This window comes from Agromyces litoreus (assembly GCF_040496015.1).
Taxonomy (GTDB): domain Bacteria; phylum Actinomycetota; class Actinomycetes; order Actinomycetales; family Microbacteriaceae; genus Agromyces; species Agromyces litoreus.
Window position 1 is genome coordinate 60,285 of sequence record NZ_JBEPKA010000004.1, and the last position, 17,708, is coordinate 77,992.

General features: G+C 72.4%; 17 protein-coding genes and 1 tRNA gene. 14 read left to right on the plus strand and 4 right to left on the minus strand.

The window, feature by feature from the left end:
- Positions 1 to 20 precede the first annotated feature (20 nt).
- From hisS to ABME01_RS04535, 7 genes are all read left to right on the plus strand, one after another.
- Complete coding sequence (gene hisS, locus ABME01_RS04505; protein ID WP_353827167.1) at positions 21 to 1,283, plus strand: histidine--tRNA ligase; 1,263 nt, start codon at positions 21 to 23, stop codon at positions 1,281 to 1,283.
- A 109-nt stretch (positions 1,284 to 1,392) separates the two neighbouring features.
- Positions 1,393 to 2,673 (plus strand): phosphopyruvate hydratase, encoded by a 1,281-nt coding sequence (gene eno, locus ABME01_RS04510; protein ID WP_353827168.1) that lies wholly within the window; start codon positions 1,393 to 1,395, stop codon positions 2,671 to 2,673.
- Positions 2,674 to 2,748: 75 nt separating this feature from the next.
- Entirely contained in the window at positions 2,749 to 3,333 is a 585-nt protein-coding gene (locus ABME01_RS04515) for an FtsB family cell division protein (RefSeq protein WP_353827169.1), read from the plus strand.
- Positions 3,330 to 3,869 (plus strand): DUF501 domain-containing protein, encoded by a 540-nt coding sequence (locus ABME01_RS04520; protein WP_353827170.1) that lies wholly within the window; start codon positions 3,330 to 3,332, stop codon positions 3,867 to 3,869. The genes ABME01_RS04515 and ABME01_RS04520 overlap by 4 nt, the downstream gene beginning before the upstream one ends.
- A complete protein-coding gene (locus tag ABME01_RS04525; RefSeq protein ID WP_353827171.1) occupies positions 3,866 to 5,194 on the plus strand; it encodes a S8 family serine peptidase in 1,329 nt (442 codons plus the stop codon). The genes ABME01_RS04520 and ABME01_RS04525 overlap by 4 nt, the downstream gene beginning before the upstream one ends.
- Before the next feature lie 37 nt (positions 5,195 to 5,231).
- On the plus strand, positions 5,232 to 6,653 hold the full coding sequence (locus ABME01_RS04530; RefSeq protein WP_353827172.1) for an NAD(P)/FAD-dependent oxidoreductase: 1,422 nt from the start codon (positions 5,232 to 5,234) through the stop codon (positions 6,651 to 6,653).
- Between the two features lie 45 nt (positions 6,654 to 6,698).
- Positions 6,699 to 6,772, plus strand: a tRNA-Leu gene (locus tag ABME01_RS04535).
- A gap of 32 nt (positions 6,773 to 6,804) precedes the next feature.
- Here the strand turns inward: ABME01_RS04535 and ABME01_RS04540 are convergent.
- A complete protein-coding gene (locus ABME01_RS04540) occupies positions 6,805 to 7,731 on the minus strand; it encodes a Ppx/GppA phosphatase family protein (RefSeq protein WP_353827173.1) in 927 nt (308 codons plus the stop codon).
- 107 nt (positions 7,732 to 7,838) lie between these two features.
- Here ABME01_RS04540 and ABME01_RS04545 point away from each other — a divergent pair, with 107 nt between their 5' ends.
- The 5 genes from ABME01_RS04545 to ABME01_RS04565 all read left to right on the plus strand — a co-directional run bounded on the left by ABME01_RS04545 (position 7,839) and on the right by ABME01_RS04565 (position 12,682).
- Entirely contained in the window at positions 7,839 to 8,441 is a 603-nt protein-coding gene (locus ABME01_RS04545) for a TetR/AcrR family transcriptional regulator (protein ID WP_353827174.1), read from the plus strand.
- The gene (locus ABME01_RS04550) at positions 8,438 to 9,703 is read left to right on the plus strand and encodes an alanine racemase (RefSeq protein ID WP_353827175.1); all 1,266 of its coding nucleotides are present in this window, start codon (positions 8,438 to 8,440) and stop codon (positions 9,701 to 9,703) included. Before ABME01_RS04545 ends, ABME01_RS04550 begins: the two co-directional genes overlap by 4 nt.
- The gene (locus tag ABME01_RS04555; protein WP_353827176.1) at positions 9,700 to 11,064 is read left to right on the plus strand and encodes a D-arabinono-1,4-lactone oxidase; all 1,365 of its coding nucleotides are present in this window, start codon (positions 9,700 to 9,702) and stop codon (positions 11,062 to 11,064) included. Before ABME01_RS04550 ends, ABME01_RS04555 begins: the two co-directional genes overlap by 4 nt.
- Positions 11,065 to 11,236: 172 nt before the next feature.
- A complete protein-coding gene (locus ABME01_RS04560; RefSeq protein ID WP_353827177.1) occupies positions 11,237 to 11,803 on the plus strand; it encodes a LemA family protein in 567 nt (188 codons plus the stop codon).
- A gap of 6 nt (positions 11,804 to 11,809) precedes the next feature.
- Entirely contained in the window at positions 11,810 to 12,682 is an 873-nt protein-coding gene (locus ABME01_RS04565; protein ID WP_353827178.1) for a M48 family metalloprotease, read from the plus strand.
- On the opposite strand, the gene ABME01_RS04570 is transcribed toward ABME01_RS04565, so the two are convergent.
- On the minus strand, positions 12,679 to 13,899 hold the full coding sequence (locus ABME01_RS04570) for a winged helix-turn-helix domain-containing protein (protein ID WP_353827179.1): 1,221 nt from the start codon (positions 13,897 to 13,899) through the stop codon (positions 12,679 to 12,681). The two genes, ABME01_RS04565 and ABME01_RS04570, sit on opposite strands and share 4 nt — an antisense overlap.
- Before the next feature lie 72 nt (positions 13,900 to 13,971).
- Here ABME01_RS04570 and ABME01_RS04575 point away from each other — a divergent pair, with 72 nt between their 5' ends.
- Complete coding sequence (locus ABME01_RS04575; RefSeq protein WP_353827180.1) at positions 13,972 to 15,186, plus strand: AI-2E family transporter; 1,215 nt, start codon at positions 13,972 to 13,974, stop codon at positions 15,184 to 15,186.
- Position 15,187: 1 nt separating this feature from the next.
- Positions 15,188 to 16,489, plus strand: coding sequence for a threonine ammonia-lyase (ilvA, locus tag ABME01_RS04580; protein ID WP_353827182.1), 1,302 nt, complete (start codon positions 15,188 to 15,190; stop codon positions 16,487 to 16,489).
- A 72-nt stretch (positions 16,490 to 16,561) separates the two neighbouring features.
- Here ilvA and greA read toward each other — a convergent pair whose 3' ends face one another.
- The gene (gene greA / locus ABME01_RS04585) at positions 16,562 to 17,053 is read right to left on the minus strand and encodes a transcription elongation factor GreA (RefSeq protein WP_353827183.1); all 492 of its coding nucleotides are present in this window, start codon (positions 17,051 to 17,053) and stop codon (positions 16,562 to 16,564) included.
- Between the two features lie 60 nt (positions 17,054 to 17,113).
- Positions 17,114 to 17,608 (minus strand): DUF4307 domain-containing protein, encoded by a 495-nt coding sequence (locus tag ABME01_RS04590; RefSeq protein ID WP_353827184.1) that lies wholly within the window; start codon positions 17,606 to 17,608, stop codon positions 17,114 to 17,116.
- Between the last annotated feature and the right edge of the window lie 100 nt (positions 17,609 to 17,708).

Consider the following 17,708-nt stretch of genomic DNA (forward strand, 5'->3'; position numbering starts at 1 on the left):
CTGCTGGAAGAATGGAGCGCATGGCCCAGACCGTGACGCCCCCGCGCGGCATGCGCGACTTCCTGCCCGCCGAGAAGGCCCGCCGCGAGCACGCCCTGTCGATCATCCGCGAGGTGTACGCGACGCACGGGTTCGACGAGATCGAGACGCCGGTCATGGAGGACTCCTCGCGCCTGCACGCCGGGCTGGGCGGCGACAACGAGAAGCTGGCGTTCGCGGTCATGAAGCGGGGGCTGACGCCCGACGACCTGGCGGCGGCCGCCGAATCGCACGATGCGCTCGCGCTCGCCGACCTGGGCCTGCGCTACGACCTGACCGTGCCGCTCGCACGGTTCTACGCGACCCACCGCGCGGCCCTGCCGCCGGTGTTCCGCGCCATCCAGATCGCCCCCGTGTGGCGCGCCGAGCGCCCGCAGAAGGGCCGGTACCGGCAGTTCGTGCAGTGCGACATCGACGTCATCGGCGAGGCCGGGCCGATGGCCGAGCTCGAACTGCTCACCGCGACGGTGGCCGCGCTCGACGCGCTCGGCCTCGAGGGATGCCGCATCCGGTTGAACGACCGGCGGATCCTCGCCGGCATCCTCGACTCGTGGGGCGTGCCCGACGAGCTGCGCGAGCGCGCGCTGATCACGATCGACAAGCTCGACAAGATCGGGCCGGAGGGGGTCGCGGCCGAGCTGGCGACGCTCGGCGTCGAGAAGTCCGACGTCGCCGACGAACTGCGCCAGCTCGCGGGCGCCGACTGGTCGCTGCTCGACGACCCCGCGGCCGCGCCGGCCTGGCTCGACGCGGACGCGTTCGGCGACCTCGTCGCGCTCCGCGACGCGGTGCCCGGCACCGGCGTCGATTTCGATCCCACGCTGGTGCGCGGCATGGGCTACTACACGGGCACGATCTTCGAGATCGCCCACCCCGACCACGGCTACTCGCTCGGCGGCGGCGGACGCTACGACCACATGATCGGCCGTTTCCTCGGGCAGGAGGTCCCGGCCTGCGGGTTCTCGATCGGCTTCGAGCGCATCGTCGACCTGCTCGCCGTGCGCGACGAGGGCCGCCCGCGCTCGGTGGTGCTCGTGCACGACCGCGACCTCGCGCCCCGCGACCTCCTGGCGCTGAAGCACGAGCTCGTCGCCTCCGGCACCCGGGTGCGCTTCGAGCGGCGCACCAAGAACCTGCGCGGCCTCCTCGAGCGCGTGACGGCCGACGGCTTCGACGCGTGGGCTCCGGTAAGCTCGTCGACGACGGATGCCGCGTCGCTGGAATTCCGCGACCTCGGCGCGTAGCGCGGCCGGGCTCCGACATACGCGAGCGGGCCTCGGAACCGGGTCCTAGACTGTCGAGCGGGCAACGACGGAGTCGTCCACGCACATCCCCATCACAGAGGAGTTCACTGTGGCATTCATCGAAGCTGTCGGCGCACGGGAGATCCTGGATTCGCGCGGCAACCCCACGGTCGAGGTCGAGGTGCTCCTCGACGACGGGACCGTCTCGCGGGCCGCCGTGCCCTCGGGTGCGTCGACCGGCGCCTTCGAGGCGTACGAGCTGCGTGACGGCGACTCGGACCGCTACCTCGGCAAGGGCGTGCAGAAGGCCGTCGACGCCGTGCTCGACGAGCTCGGTCCGGCCATCGAGGACCTCGACGCCGCCGACCAGCGGGTCGTCGACGCCGCCCTCATCGAGGCCGACGGCACCGACAACAAGGGCCGCCTCGGCGCCAACGCCATCCTGGGCGTGTCGCTCGCGGTCGCCAAGGCCGCGGCCGACTCGGCCGACCTCCCGCTGTTCCGCTACCTCGGCGGCCCGAACGCGCACGTGCTGCCCGTGCCGATGATGAACATCATCAACGGCGGTGCGCACGCCGACACCGGCGTCGACATCCAGGAGTTCATGGTGCTGCCCGTCGGCGCGCCCACCTACTCCGAGGGTCTGCGCTGGGGCGTCGAGACCTACCACTCGCTGAAGAGCCTGCTGAAGTCGAAGGGGCTCTCGACCGGGCTCGGCGACGAGGGCGGCTTCGCCCCCGACCTCGAGAACAACCGCGCGGCGCTCGACCTCATCTCCGAGGCGATCGAGAAGGCGGGCTTCACCGTCGGCACCGACATCGCGCTCGGACTCGACGTCGCCTCGACCGAGTTCTTCGAGAACGGCGTCTACCGCTTCGAGGGCCAGGACCGCACGGCGGCCGAGATGAGCGCGTACTACGCCGAGCTCGCCGCCGCCTATCCGCTGGTCTCGATCGAGGACCCGCTGGCCGAGGACGACTGGGAGGGCTGGGCGACGCTCACCTCCGAGCTCGGCGCCAAGCTGCAGCTCGTCGGCGACGACCTGTTCGTCACCAACCCGGCCCGCCTCGCCGACGGCATCGCCCAGCACGCCGGCAACTCGATCCTGGTCAAGGTGAACCAGATCGGCACGCTCACCGAGACGCTCGACGCGGTCAAGCTCGCGCAGCGCGCCGGCTACACCGCCGTGCTCTCGCACCGCTCGGGCGAGACCGAGGACACGACGATCGCCGATCTCGCGGTCGCGACCGACTGCGGTCAGATCAAGACGGGCGCGCCCGCCCGGTCCGAGCGGGTGGCCAAGTACAATCAGCTGCTGAGGATCGAAGAGGAGCTCGGCGAGGCCGCGGAGTACGCGGGCCGCTCGGCATTCCCGCGTTTCACGGCCTGACACGCCGGTGACGCGCACGACGGGGGTGGCCGGCGGCCGCCCCCGTCGGTCGTTCCCGGGGAGGTGAGGAGGACGATGAGCGCTGCACGACGCCCGTCGCGCACCTCGCGCACCGCCGACGCCCGCCCGGCCGGGAAGGGCCGGGGACGCCCGTCGATCCGCCAGGTCGCCGAGACGTGGCTCGCCGGCATCCGCTTCTCGGGCTTCTCGATCATCATGATGGGGATGCTCGTGCTCGCGGTGATCGTGCTCGCGCCGAGCATCGCGGCCTACGCGGCCCAGCGCCAGCAGATCGCCGAGGCGAAGGCCGAGGTCGCGCGGCAGGAGGCCGAGGTCGCCCGGCTCACCGAGGAGCGCGAGCGCTGGAACGACGAGACGTTCATCGTCACCCAGGCGCGCAACCGCCTGTACTACGTGCTTCCGGGGGAGGTGAGCTACCTCGTGATCGACGACCGCGACCCCGCGACCATGACCGCCGACCGCCTGGTCTCGGCGGAGGTGACGGAGGCGCACGGCGACTGGATGCAGACCATGCTGCGCTCCGTGATGACGGCCGGCCTCGCCCCGAGCGCGACGGATGCCGCGGAGCCGGACCCCGGCGCGCCCGGCACCGACGGGCCGGCAGCCGGAGACCCGGCCGACGACGAGGGAGCCCGATGACCCGCCCGCCCTTCGACCCCGTGACCGAGCGCGACCTCCGGATCGTGTCGGCGCAGCTCGGCCGGCCCGCCCGCGACGTGGTGGGCATCGCCGCGCGCTGCGTGTGCGGCGCACCGACCGTGGTGTCCACCAGGCCCCGGCTCTCGGACGGCACCCCGTTCCCCACCTTCTACTACCTCACGCACCCCGTCGCGACGGCCGCGATGTCCTTCCTCGAGGCGGCGCAGCTCATGGTCGAGTGCACGGAGCTGCTCGAGCGCGACGACGAGGTGCGCGACGCCTACCGTTCGGCGCACGAGCAGTACCTCGCCGACCGCGGGACCTACGGCGAGGTGCCGGAGATCGCCGGCGTCTCGGCGGGCGGCATGCCGACCCGGGTGAAGTGCCTGCATGCGCTCGCCGGCCACGCGCTCGCCGCGGGACCCGGCGTCAACCCGATCGGCGACCTCGCCCTCGAGCGCTCGACGTGGTCGCCCGACGTGTGCCGCTGCCCGGACTACGGCGTCGACGACGTCGGCTCCGAGGAGCCGGCGTGAGCGGAGACCGGACGACGCGCGCACGCGACGCCGCGGCATCGCGCCCAGCCCGCCGTCCGGCGCGTCGCCGGACCGGGTGGCGCGCGATCGTCGGCGCGCTCCTCGCCGGGACGCTCGCGCTCTCGGGTTCCGCCGCGGCGCGAGCGGACACCGTCCGCGACCTGCAGTACTGGCTCGCCGACTACGGCTTCACCCAGGCCTGGACGATGTCGCGCGGCGACGACGTGACGGTCGCGATCATCGACACCGGCGTGAACGGCGACGTCGCCGAGCTGCAGGGCGTGGTGGTCGGCGGAACGGATGCGTCGGGCATCGGCTCGCCCGACGGGCAGACGCCGGTCGGCGAGGAGGACGAGCACGGCACGCTGGTCGCGTCGCTGCTCGCCGGTCGCGGCACCGGGGAGGGCAACGGCGTGATCGGCGTGGCGCCGGGCGCCGACCTGCTGTCGGCATCCGTGGCGTTCGGCCTGGACACGGGCGCCGAGAAGACGAACGACGACCAGATCGCGGAGGCGGTGCGCTGGGCGGTCGACAACGGGGCGGACGTGATCAACATGTCGCTCACGCGGAACACGCCCGACTGGCCGGAGAGCTGGGACGACGCCTTCCGCTACGCGTTCGAGAACGACGTGGTCGTCGTCGCGGCGGCCGGCAACCGCGGCTCCGGCACCACGCAGGTCGGTGCGCCCGCCACCATCCCCGGCGTGCTCGCGGTGGCCGGCGTGGACCGCGACCAGAACGCCAGCTTCGACGCGAGCTCGCAGGGCATCACGATCGCGGTCGCGGCCCCGAGCGAGGACCTCGTCGGCGTGCTGCCGGACGGCAGCCACGTGGTGTGGTCGGGGACGAGCGCGGCCGCGCCGCTCGTGTCGGGCCTCGTCGCCCTGGTTCGCGCGCAGTTCCCGGAGCTGGACGCGGCGAACGTCATCAACCGGATCATCCGCACCGCGGACCCGAAGGGCGAGGAGGTCCCCGGCCCGCTCTACGGGTACGGGATCATCGACCCGGTCGCCGCGCTCACCGCCGACGTCGAGACGGTCGAGCGCAATCCGCTGGGGAGCCTCGACGAGTGGATCCGCGTGCACCGCCGGGCGGACATCCCCGACCAGGAGACCTCGGGCGAGGACGGCCGGCAGGAGATCGTGCCCATCGCCGACCCGCCGCCACCGCGGGCGGAGAACGCGAAGACGCTGCTGCCGACGCCCTGGACGCTCGCGTATATCACGGTGCCGCTCTCGCTCGTCGCCGGGTTTGGTACGCTAGCAGCGCTGTTGGGCATCGGCGCCACTCGGCATATCAGGCGATCCACGCGCCCGAACGCGTAGGGACGCAGTCATCACAGATCCAAGGAGTCCATTCACCGTGCCCAAGATTCTCATCGTCGGTGGCGGCTATGCGGGGTTCTACACGGCCTGGAAGCTCGAGAAGTGGCTGCGGCCGGGCGAGGCCGAGGTGACGGTCGTCGACCCGCTTCCGTACATGACCTACCAGCCGTTCCTCCCCGAGGTGGCTGCAGGCTCGATCGAGCCCCGTCATTCCGTGGTCTCGCTGCGTCGTCACCTGAAGAAGACCAACGTCGTGACCGCGAAGGTCACCGGCATCGACCACGCGTCGAAGTCCGCGACCATCACCCCCGAGGTGGGCGAGCCGTGGCAGTTCGACTACGACGTGGTCGTCGTGACCGGCGGCGCCGTGTCGCGCACGTTCCCGATCCCGGGCGTGGCCGACCAGGCGTTCGGACTGAAGACCATCGAGGAGGCCGTGGCCATCCGCGACCGCCTGCTCACGAACTTCGACAAGGCGGCCAACCTGCCCGCCGGACCTGAGCGCGACCGCCTGCTCACGGTCGTCGTCGTCGGCGGCGGCTTCGCCGGCATCGAGGTGTTCGCCGAGCTGCGTTCGTTCGCGAGCGCCCTGCTCGAGTTCTACCCGCAGCTCAGCTTCGACGACACCCACTTCCACCTCATCGAGGCGATGGGCCGGATCATGCCCGAGGTGTCGCTCCCGACGAGCCACTGGGTCATCAAGCACCTCGCCCAGCGCGGCGCCGAGATCCACCTCGACACCCAGCTCACGAGCGCGCTCGACGGTCGCATCGAGCTGTCGACCGGTGAGACGTTCGAGACCGACCTCATCGTCTGGACGGCCGGCGTCATGGCGAACCCGGCGATCGTGCGCACGAGCGATCTCCCGGTCGAGGAGCGGGGTCGCATCAAGGCCCGTGCCGACCTCCGGGTCGGCGACGAGGACGAGATCGTCCCCGACGCCTGGGCCGCCGGCGACATCGCCGCGGTGCCCGACCGCTCGGGTGGCGGCGTGGGCGGCTACTGCGTCCCGAACGCGCAGCACGCGGTGCGCCAGGGCAAGCTCATGGCCAAGAACATCGTGGCCGTGCTCCGCGGCGAGGAGCCGAAGGAGTACTTCCACAAGAACCTGGGCGCCGTCGCCGGCCTCGGCGTGGGCTCGGGCGTCTTCCAGTCCGGCAAGCTCGCGATCAAGGGCCTGCTCGCCTGGTTCGCGCACCGCGGCTACCACGGCCTCGCGATGCCCACCTGGGAGCGGAAGTTCCGCGTGTTCTGGGGCTGGTGGAACAACTTCTGGCTCGGCCGCGACATCGTCTCGCTCGAGGCGGTGCAGCACCCTCGCGCCGAGTTCGAGCGCTTCGCGGCGCGTCCGAAGCCGGCCGCCGAGGTCGCCGCTCCCGCTGCGCCCGCGAAGGCCGACGGCAAGAAGGCCGGTGCGTCCAGGGCGAAGTCCGCCGAGAAGGCCGTCGCCGCCAAGTAGGCACCCTATGCTGTGACGCGGCGTCGGCCCTCGGGCCGGCGCCGCGCTCCCGTAGCCCAACCGGTAGAGGCAGGCGGCTTAAACCCGCCCGAGTCTGGGTTCGAATCCCAGCGGGAGCACCGTCGACGCACGATCGCTCGGCCGCGCCCTGTCAGGAGAGCCGGTCGATCCGGCGGAGGATCAGGCCCTCGCGCAGCGCCCACGGCGAGACCTCGAGGGACTTGACCTTGAAGGCGCGCATCGTCTCGGAGAGCACCACGGCCCCGGCCACGATCTGGAAGGTGCGGTCGGCGGTGATGCCGGGGAGGTTCGGTCGCGCATCCGCGGGGATGTTGGCGAGTCGCGGGATCCAGTCGTCGAGGCGCGAGAGCTTCAGGATGCTGCGCTCCTCGGAACCGACGCCGTCCTCGGTGCTGCCGGCCAGCCGCGCGAGCGAGCGGATCGTCTTGGACGACCCGACGACGTGGTCGACCTCCGGGATCCCGTCCATGTCGTCGATCGCCTTCTTCAGGACCTTCTTGGCATGCGATCGCAGGCGATCGACCTGCTTCTCCTTGGGCGGGTCGGTGGGCAGGTACTCGATGGTGGAGCGGCCGGCACCCAGCGGCACGGAGCGGGCGGCATCCGGGACCTCGTCGCCGCCGTGCGCGATCTCGAGCGAGCCGCCGCCGATGTCGAAGAGGAGGATGCGGCCGGCCGACCAGCCGTACCACCGGCGGACGGCGAGGAAGGTGATCCGTGCCTCGTCGGCGCCGCTCAGCACATCGAGGTGGATGCCGGCGGCCTCCTCGATCAGCTCGAGCACCTCGGCTCCGTTCGCCGCCTCGCGGATCGCGGAGGTCGCGAAGGCGAGCAGTTCGTCGATCCCGGATTCCTCGGCGACCTTCGACGCCTCCCGCACCGCCTCGAGGATCGCGTCGATGCCCTCCTGGCTGATCGCGCCGTCGTCGTCGAGGTAGCGCATGAGGCGGAGGACGGCCTTGTGCGAGGCCGCCGGGATCGGGCGCGCACCGGGATGGGCATCGACCACGAGCAGGTGGACGGTGTTGGAACCGACGTCGAGGACCCCCAGGCGCATGGTGCGAGCGTACCGGGAGGCTGGCGTGTCATGGGGGACCCGTGCATACTGGTGCGACTGGGACGATCGTCCCACTTCTACGCGGCGACGAGGTCGAGAGGAGCACCATGGCCCGAATGCCCGCCGCCGAGCGGCGCGCGGCGCTCATCGAGGCGGGACTGCGCGTGGTCGCGCGGGAGGGCATCGCCGGGGCATCGACCCGAGCGATCGTCGCCGAGGCGGGGATGTCGCTCGCGAGCTTCCACTACGCCTTCGAGTCGCGCGACGCGTTCCTCGACGAGATGATCGCATCGGTCGTCGCACGGGAGGGTGCGGCGGTGCTCCCCGTCGCCGACGCCGTGACGGACGGCGACCTCCGAGACGTGCTCGAGTCCGGCCTGCTCGGGTACCTCGACCACCTCCGCGCGGATCCCGGGCACGAGCAGGCGATGCTCGAGCTCACGCAGTACGCGCTCCGCGACCCCGAGCGGCACCCGCTCGCGCGCGACCAGTACCGCAGGTACGCCGAGCTCGCCCGGGAGGCGCTCGAACTCGCGGCCGCGCTCACCGGGTCGACCTGGCGCCGCCCGGTCGACGAGGTCGCCGCCGTGCTCGTCGCGTTCACCGACGGCCTCACCATGACCTGGCTCGTGCACCGCGACGACGCCGCAGCGCGGGCGACGGCGACCGCCGCCGCCGACGCCATCGCGCGGATGGCGGAGCGATCGTGAGCAGCGCGACGGCGCTCGACCTGGCCGCGGGGGCGGATGCCGCATCCGGGAGCCCGTGGACGGACCCGGCGCGGTACTGGCCCGCACTGACCGAGGCGACGCGCCACCTGGACGCCCCGGTCGGCGCGCTCCACCTCGGTGCGCTGCGCTGGAACGCGGCCGAGATGACGCGTCGCGCGGGCGGAACGCCGATCCGCGTCGCGACGAAGTCCGTGCGGGTGCGGTCGGTGGTCGAGGCGCTGCTCGCGCTGCCCGGGTACCGCGGCGTCCTCGCGTACACCCTGGCCGAGGCGGTCTGGCTCGCCGAGCGCCTCCCCGACCTCGACGACCTCGTGGTCGGCTACCCGACGACGGCGGCCGGTGCCATCCGTCGCCTCGCGACGGACCCTGACCTCGCGCGCCGGATCACCCTGATGGTCGACTCGCCCGCGCAGCTCGACGTCGTCGACGCCGTGCTCGCCGCCGGGTCGCGCGAGGAGATCCGGGTGTGCCTCGAGCTCGACGCCTCGTGGGAGGCCCCCGTGCTCGGCCACCTCGGGGTGCGTCGCTCGCCGATCCACGAACCGGAGGACGCCGCCGCGCTCGCCGCCTACGTCGCGTCGCGACCTGGGTTCCGCCTCGTCGGCGTCATGGCGTACGAGGCGCAGGTGGCCGGCGTGGCGAACCGCCCGCCCGGCCGCCCGGTCGACGGCGCGGTGAACCGCTGGATGCAGGCCCGCTCGATGCCCGAACTCGTCGAGCGCCGCGCTCGCGCCGTCGCCGCCGTGCGCCGGCATGCGGACCTCGAGTTCGTCAACGGCGGCGGCACCGGCTCGCTCGAGGCCACCGCGGCCGACCCGGTCGTGACCGAGCTCGGTGCAGGGAGCGGCATCCTGGCGGGGCACCTGTTCGACGGCTACGCGCACTTCACGCCCGCACCCGCCGCGGCGTTCGCCCTCGATGTCGTGCGCTCGCCGAGTCCGCGGCACGCGACGATCCTCGGCGGCGGCTGGGTCGCCTCGGGCCCGCCCGGCACCGATCGACTGCCGCGCCCCGTCTGGCCCGAGGAGCTCCGGCTGCTCCCGCGCGAGGCGGCGGGCGAGGTGCAGACGCCCGTCCGCGGAGCTGCGGCGGGCCGACTCCGTGCCGGGGACCGGGTGTGGTTCCGGCACGCGAAGTCGGGTGAGCTCGCCGAGCACCTGGAGGAGTTCACCGTCGTCGACGGCGAGGACGTGGTCGGCACGCTGCCGACCTATCGAGGCGAGGGGAAGGCGTTCCTGTGACGGCGAGCGGCGCGGTCTGGCGCAACTGGGGTCGAACCGAGGCGGTGCGACCGAACCGCATCGAGCGGCCGGCGGACGAGGGGGCCGTGCAGCGGGCAGTGCTCGCCGCCGCGGCATCCGGGCGTCGGATCAAGCCCGTCGGGTCGGGGCACAGCTTCACGGGGATCGCGGTGGCGCCCGACATCCAGCTCGACCTCGACGACCTGTCGGGTCTCGTCGCCGCGGATGCCGCCACCGGGCGGGTCACGCTCGGAGCAGGGACCCCGCTGCACCGACTGCCGCACCTGCTCGCGCCGTACGGCCTGGCGTTGCCGAACATGGGCGACATCGACCGCCAGACGATCTCGGGAGCGACGTCGACTGGCACGCACGGCACCGGCCTCGCCTTCGGCGGCCTCGCCACCCAGGTCGTCGGCGCGAGGCTGGTCGCCGGCACGGGCGACGTGCTCGCCGTCAGCGAGACCGAGCGGCCGGAGCTGCTGCCCGCCGTCCGCATCGGGCTCGGCGCGCTCGGCGTGCTCACCGAGCTCACCCTGCAGCTCGTGCCGCGGTTCGTGCTCGAGGCCGTCGAACGGCCCGAACCGCTCGAGGAGGTGCTCGACGGCTGGACGGAGCGCGTCCGCCAGGCCGACCACTTCGAGTTCTACTGGTTCCCGCACACGGCGACGGCGCTCACCAAGACGAACACGCGCCTGCCCGGCGACGCGCCGCTCGAGCCGCTCGGCCGGTCCGCCCGGTGGGTCGAGGACGAGCTGCTCGCCAACGGCGTGTACCGCGCCATGTGCGCGCTGGGCAGCGTCGTGCCGGCGGTGACGCCGCCGCTCACCAGCCTCGCCGCGCACGTGACCGGCCACCGCCGGTTCACGGACCTCTCGCATCGCGTCTTCACGACCCACCGCGCGGTGCGGTTCCGCGAGATGGAGTACGCCATCCCGCTCGAGCGGGTGCCGGAGGCGCTCCGCGAGATCGACTCGCTCATCCGCGAGCGCGGGTGGCGCATCAGCTTCCCGATCGAGGTCCGAGCGGCCGCAGCCGACGACATCTGGCTGTCGACGGCGACCGGCCGCGAGACGGGCTACGTGGCCGTGCACCGGTACGTCCGGGAGGACCCCGCCGAGTACTTCGCGGCCGTGGAGTCCGTGCTGCGCGCGCTCGGCGGCCGGCCGCACTGGGGCAAGCTGCACACGCTCGACGCGATGGCGCTCCGGGAGGCCTACCCGCGGTTCGACGACTTCCTCCGCGTGCGCGACGAGCTCGACCCCGAGGGACGCTTCGCGAACCCCTACCTCGACCGCGTGCTCGGGCGCGGCCCGGGTCGCGCGGACCGCGCGCGGGCCGACACGATCGACGACGCGGCCTGATCCGAAGCTCCCTCGGGTCCGAGGCGCTCGGCCGGGTTCCGAACCGCCGTCGTCGTCCCCCGGAGGGCGCCCTCCGATCGCTCGGAGTCTCATGGGAGTTCGGTATCCGACGGCGGCGCCCTCGATAGGATGAGATGTCCAGAACGTCGCCGAGGCCACAGGAGACCCCGCCATGGAATGGCTGATCCCGCTCATCATCGTCGTCGTGCTCGTGTTGGTGATCGGCATCTACCTCTGGGCGACGTACAACTCGCTCGTGACGCTGAACGTCCGCGTCGACGAGGCGTGGAGCGACATCACCGTGCAGCTCAAGCGCCGGGCCGACCTCATCCCGAACCTGATCGAGGCCGTCAAGGGCTACGCCGCGCACGAGAAGTCCGTCTTCGAGAACGTCACGAAGGCCCGTGCCGAGACGCTGTCGGCGAGCGGTCCCGCTGAGGCGTCCGCGGCCGAGAACCACATGCAGCAGGCCCTGAAGTCGATCTTCGCGGTCGCCGAGGCGTACCCGCAGCTGCAGGCGAGCCAGAACTTCCTCCAGCTGCAGTCCGAGCTCGTCGACACCGAGGACAAGATCCAGGCCGCCAGGCGCTTCTACAACGGCGGGGTCCGCGAGCTCAACACCAAGATCAAGGTCTTCCCGAACACCCTGTTCGTGCGGAGCCTGGGCTTCCACGAGCGCGAGTTCTTCGAGGTCACCGAGGCGGCGGCGATCGCCGAGCCGCCGCGGGTGCAGTTCTAGCCGCCGATGTACCGAGCGATCGCCCGGAACAAGCGCAATACGGTCTTCACGATCCTGATCTTCCTCGCCATCGTCGGCGGGCTCGGCTACCTGGCCGCCGTCATCTACGGCGACCTCACCATCGTGATCGTCACGATCGCGATCGCGATCGCCTACGCGCTGTTCCAGTACTTCACCGCCGACCGGCAGGCGCTCGCGATGTCGGGCGCCGTCGAGATCCGGAGCGTCTCGGACCATCCGCGCCTCTGGCGGACCGTCGAGAACCTCTCGATCACGACCGGCACGCCCATGCCGCGCGTGTTCGTCGTCTCCGACCCGGCTCCGAACGCGTTCGCCACCGGGCGCGACCCCGAGCGCGCGGTGGTCGCCGCGACGACCGGGCTGCTCGAGATCATGGACGACTCCGAGCTCGAGGGCGTGATGGCCCATGAGCTCGGCCACGTGCGCAACTACGACATCCGGTTGTCGATGATCGTCTTCGGCCTCGTCGTGGCGGTCGGGTTCATCGCCGACCTGTTCGTGCGCATGGCCTTCTTCGGCCGCAACAACAACGGCAATCCCGTCGTGATGGTGTTCGGGCTGGTCGCGATGCTCATCGCCCCGCTCGTCGCGAGCCTCGTGCAGCTCGCCGTCTCACGCCAGCGCGAGTACCTCGCGGATGCGACGGGCGCGATGACCACCCGGCATCCGGATGCGCTCGCGCGCGCCCTGCTCAAGCTCGAGCAGTACGGGCGACCGATGCGACGCCAGAACTCCTCCATGGCGCACCTCTGGATCGCGGACCCGCTGAAGCCCGGCGTCATCGACCGGCTCTTCGCGACCCACCCGCCGATCCCGGAACGGGTCAAGCGCCTGCACGAGATGGGTCGCAGCTTCTAGGCGCTCACGTCGCTCCGAAGCGCCGACTCGATCGCCGGTGAGAGGTCGCCGCGCCCCGCGACCGTCACGTCGTCGAGCCCCTGCCATTGCGCGGCCCGGCGAAGCACGGGGGCGAGGCGGTCGGCGGTGTCGTCGGGCGCGCCCGGCTCGGCCCACGCCGACTGCACGCGCAGGACCCCCGCGGCGCGATCCCGCTTGAGGTCGACCCTGCCGACGACCCGGTCGTCGACGAGCAGCGGCAGCGAGTAGTACCCGAAGACCCGCTCGGCCTCGGGGGTGTAGATCTCGATGCGGTAGTGGAAGTCGAAGAGCCGTTCGGTCCGGGGTCGGAACCACACGACCGGATCGAACGGCGACAGCAGTGCGACGCCCTCCACGCGCCGTGGCCTGCGGGCGTCGCGGTGGACCCACGCCGGCGTGGCCCGCGAGCCCGTCCGCCAGCCGGGTACCTCGACCGGCACCAGCGTGCCCGCGTCGACGAGGTCGGCGATCGCGGGACGCACCTGCGCCTGCGTCATCCGCCAGTAGTCGGCGAGGTCGGCCGCGGTCGAGATGCCGAGTGCCGAGGCGGCACGATCGGTCAGCATGCGAACGGCGTCGGACTCGGTCGGGCCGTGCTCGAGCAGCCCCGGCTCGAGACCCTGCTCGGGCAGTGCGTAGATCCGCTCGAAGCGGCGCCGCTCGACGCACACGACCTCTCCGGTGCGGAACATCCACTCGAGCGTGCGCTTCACGGCGGACCAGCCCCACCACGGGCCCCGGCGCTCGTTCGCGTCGTGCTCGATCGCCCCGGCGGGCATCGGGCCGTTCGCCGCGAGTTCGGCGCGGAGCCAGTCGGCGAGGGCTCGGTTCTCGCTGAGCCACCCGCCCCACTCCGAGGCCCCCTCTCGGCGGTAGGCGGCGCGGCGGAACTCGAAGAGCGGCCAGAGCTCTCGCGGGATGAAGGCCGCCTGGTGCGCCCAGTACTCGACGAGCCTGCCGCGGCGGCCCCACGCCATGCGGTCGAGCAGGGCGCGGTCGTAGGCGCCCAGCCGGCTGAACGCGGGCAGGTAGTGACTGCGCTCGAAGACGTTCACCGAGTCGATCTGCAGCACGCCGAGCCGGTCGACGAGGCCCGAGAGGGCGCGCGTGCCCGGCGTCGACGGCATCGGCCGGCCGAACCCCTGCGCGGCGAGGGCGATGCGTCGGGCGAGCGCGGGGGAGACGGTGTCGGCCATGATGCGACGACCCTATCGGCGTCCGCCGACATATGGCCCGTCGGCCATATCGCCCGGTCCTAGACTGGGACGGTGACCGAGGACAAGGGGACCTCGCGCGCACGACGGGTGCGCGTGCGGCGCTCGCCCGCGTCGCCGCGGCCCGTCGAATCACCGCGCGACGCCGTCGAATCCGTGCCGTACGGGATGCGCGTCGCGGCCGCCTGGTCGTGGCGGCTCCTGCTCGTCGGCGGAGTGCTGGCGGTGGTGATCTTCCTCGTCATCCAGCTCCGCCTCGTGATCATCCCCGTCCTGGTCGCCATCCTGCTCTCGGCGCTCCTGGTGCCCTTCTCCGCCTACCTGCAGGCGCACCGCTGGCCGAAGTGGCTCGCCGTGACCGTGTCGATGGTCGCGACCCTCGCGTTCGTGGGCGGGCTGCTCACGCTCGGCATCTCGCAGATCGTGCGCGGCAGCGCCGACCTCGCCGAGCAGAGCGTGGTGGCGTGGAACGACTTCCGCACCTGGCTGCTCGACGGGCCGCTCCACGTCACGCCCGACCAGTTCGACCAGGCCGTGCAGCAGCTCGTCGAGTCGGTGCAGCGCGACAGCGACATCCTCGTCTCGGGGGCGCTCTCGGTCAGCTCGTCGATCGGGCACTTCGTCGCCGGACTGCTCCTCGCGCTCTTCGCCACGCTCTTCATCCTCATCGACGGCCGAGGGATCTGGAACTGGGTCGTCAGCATCTTCCCGCGGCGGGCGCGCGCCGCGATCGACGGTGCGGGCCGCGCCGGATGGTCGACGCTCGAGAACTTCGTGCGCGTGCAGATCTTCGTGGCCGCGATCGACGCGGTCGGCATCGGGCTCGGTGCGCTCGTGCTCGGCGTGCCGCTGGCGATCCCGATCGCGGTCCTGGTCTTCCTCGGCTCGTTCGTGCCGATCGTGGGTGCGGTCGTCACGGGAGCGCTGGCCGTGTTCGTCGCGCTGGTCTACAACGGCTGGGGCATCGCCGTGGCGATGCTCGGCGTGGTCCTGGTCGTGCAGCAGGTCGAGGGGCACGTGCTGCAGCCGCTCATCATGGGGACGGCCGTGAAGGTGCACCCGCTCGGCGTCGTGGTCGCGGTCGCGACCGGATCGCTGCTCGCGGGCATCCCCGGGGCGCTCTTCGCGGTCCCGGTCGCGGCGGTCCTGAACGTCATGGTCGTGTACATCTCGGGGGGCTCGTGGCGGAAGGCCGCGCCGCCCGACCTCGAGGACACCCATTCGCCGCTGTGGCGCACGGTGCCGCAACGACCCGGATACGGACGGTGAGATGAACCACGCCATCGGCACGACCTCCGACGACCTCCGCGCCCCGGGTCCCGGCCGGCCGGCGGCGCGCGCCCCGATCCCCGGCCCGACCCTCGAGGACTTCGAGCGGGCGCAGCGCACGGTCGCCCCGATCGCCCGCCGCACGCCGATGGAGACCTCGCGTCACCTCGGCACGATCGCGGGCGTGCCCGTGCACCTCAAGTGCGAGAACCTGCAGCGGACCGGTTCGTACAAGCTCCGGGGCGCGTTCAACCGCATGTCGGCGCTCTCGGCCGAGGAGCGCGCCCGCGGGGTCGTCGCCGCGTCGGCCGGGAACCACGCCCAGGGCGTCGCCTTCGCCGCGCGCGAGCTCGGCATCCGCGCGACGATCTTCATGCCCGTCGGCGTCGCCCTGCCCAAGCTCGAGGCCACGCGCGCGTACGGCGCCGACGTCGTGCTCCGGGGCGACTCGATCGGCGAGACGCTCGAGGCGGCCGCCAGGTTCGCCGCCGAGACCGGTGCGACGATCATCCCGCCGTTCGACCACCCCGACGTCGTCGCCGGCCAGGGCACCCTCGGCCTGGAGCTCCTCGAGCAGGCGCCGGATGCCACGACGATCGTCGTGCCGATCGGCGGCGGCGGGCTCGCGGCGGGCGTCGCGAGCGCGGCGCGGCAGAAGGCCGCAGCGCTGGGCCGCTCGATCCGGGTGATCGGCGTCCAGGCCGAGAACGCCGCGCCCTACGTTCCATCGCTCGCCGCGGGCGAGGCCGTGTCGGTGCCGGTGGTCCCGACCATCGCCGACGGCATCGCCGTCTACCGCCCGGGCGAGCTGAACCTCGAGATCATCCGCGAGGCGGTCGACGAGGTCGTCACCGTGAGCGAGGACGACATCGCGCGCGCCCTGCTCGTGCTGCTCGAGCGGGCCAAGCTGGTGGTCGAGCCGGCGGGCGCGGTGGGCGTCGCCGCGCTGATGACCGGCAAGGTGCGCTCGGACGGACCGCTCGTCGTCGTGCTCTCCGGGGGCAACATCGATCCGCTGCTCATGCAGCGCGTGATCGCGCACGGCCTCGCGGCGTCCGACCGGTACCTGACACTGCGCATCGGACTCCCGGACCGTCCGGGACAGCTCGCCCGCATCGCCGAGCTCGTCGCCGACGCGAACGCGAACGTGGTCGAGGTGCTGCACACCCGGCACGGCGCGGGCATGCAGATCTCCGAGGTCGCGCTGCAGCTGTCGGTCGAGACGCGTGGGCCCGAGCATCGCGCCGAGGTCGTCGACGTGCTGCGCCGCGCCGGCTACGAGCCCGAGATCATCGAGGAGTGAGTCCTGCCCCGACCGGCGACGCGGAACGGCCCCGTCGAGGACGGGGCCGTTCTGCGCGTGCGGTTCAGGGGATCACTGACCGGACCAGGTCTCGACGCCCCGGACCTCGACCGCGATCTCGCGGCCGTTGGGGGCGGTGTAGGTCGCCGAGTCGCCGACCTTCAGGCCGAGGATCGCGGCGCCCAGGGGCGACTGCTCGCTGAACACGTCGAGCTCCGAGTCGCCGGCGATCTCGCGGCTGCCGATGAGGAAGCGCTCCTCGTCGCCCGCGACGACGGCGGTGATGACGGTGCCGGGCTCGACGACGCCGTTCGAGGCCGGGGCGTCGCCGACCTCGGCGTGCCGGAGCAGTTCGGTGAGCTGACGGATGCGGGCCTCCTGCTTGCCCTGCTCGTCCTTGGCGGCGTGGTACCCGCCGTTCTCCTTGAGGTCGCCCTCCTCACGCGCGGCTTCGATGCGCTTCGCGATCTCCTCGCGGCCCGTGGTGGAGAGGTGCTCGAGTTCGGCGTTCAGCCGGTCGTAGGCGTCCTGGGTGAGCCAGGTGACGGTGGCGTCCTGCGCCATGGTGCACACTCCCGTGAATAGACGTGTCGCCCCAGCGAATGCCGGGGCGAATCACTCATTCTAGACGACCCAGCAATCGAAGACCAAACCAGTGTTGGCCTCCTGGGCGGTGCGGACGGTCTCCGTCAGGGTGCGCAGCGGGCGGTCGGAGGCGGGGACCTCGACGATCTTCCAGCCGACCACCGTGAAGTCCTCGTTGAGCGCCTGCACGGCGCAGACGGTCGGCGTGCCCACCGGCACCGAGAGGCGCCAGGTCACCTCGACCGCGCGTTCGTCGAGCAGGCGATGCCCGAGGTCGGTCGCCTCGACCTGCGGCCGGCTGCCGTCGAGTCCGGCCCAGACGACCCAGGCCACCAGGACGGCGGCGAAGGCGACGGCCGCCCCGACCAGGATGAACCGATCACGCCGACGACGTTCGGGGGTGCGCCCGTAGCGACTCGCCAGGTCGGTGGCGGCGGCGTCGGCACGGACCGGGGCCGGGCGATCGGCCGGCCCCGGGCGGTCGTCGAGGGCGGCGTCCTCGGCCGCCGCGTCGGCGGATTCGCGCTGGGGCACCGAGCGGCTCCTTCCGGGGGCGATCGTCTAGGCTGGAATCAAGCCTACTGCCGCCTCCCTGAAGGGAATCCGATGCCCGTCGCGCCCGCCGTCCCCGCTC

Bases quoted from the DNA above. Each gene is read 5' to 3' on its own strand.
- hisS (WP_353827167.1), top strand. From the start codon at position 21: ATGGCCCAGACCGTGACGCCCCCGCGCGGCATGCGCGACTTCCTGCCC.
- ABME01_RS04515 (WP_353827169.1), top strand. From the start codon at position 2,749: ATGAGCGCTGCACGACGCCCGTCGCGCACCTCGCGCACCGCCGACGCC.
- ABME01_RS04520 (WP_353827170.1), top strand. From the start codon at position 3,330: ATGACCCGCCCGCCCTTCGACCCCGTGACCGAGCGCGACCTCCGGATC.
- ABME01_RS04540 (WP_353827173.1), bottom strand. From the start codon at position 7,731: ATGCGCCTGGGGGTCCTCGACGTCGGTTCCAACACCGTCCACCTGCTC.
- ABME01_RS04545 (WP_353827174.1), top strand. From the start codon at position 7,839: ATGGCCCGAATGCCCGCCGCCGAGCGGCGCGCGGCGCTCATCGAGGCG.
- ABME01_RS04560 (WP_353827177.1), top strand. From the start codon at position 11,237: ATGGAATGGCTGATCCCGCTCATCATCGTCGTCGTGCTCGTGTTGGTG.
- ABME01_RS04565 (WP_353827178.1), top strand. From the start codon at position 11,810: ATGTACCGAGCGATCGCCCGGAACAAGCGCAATACGGTCTTCACGATC.
- ABME01_RS04570 (WP_353827179.1), bottom strand. From the start codon at position 13,899: ATGGCCGACACCGTCTCCCCCGCGCTCGCCCGACGCATCGCCCTCGCC.
- ilvA (WP_353827182.1), top strand. From the start codon at position 15,188: ATGAACCACGCCATCGGCACGACCTCCGACGACCTCCGCGCCCCGGGT.
- greA (WP_353827183.1), bottom strand. From the start codon at position 17,053: ATGGCGCAGGACGCCACCGTCACCTGGCTCACCCAGGACGCCTACGAC.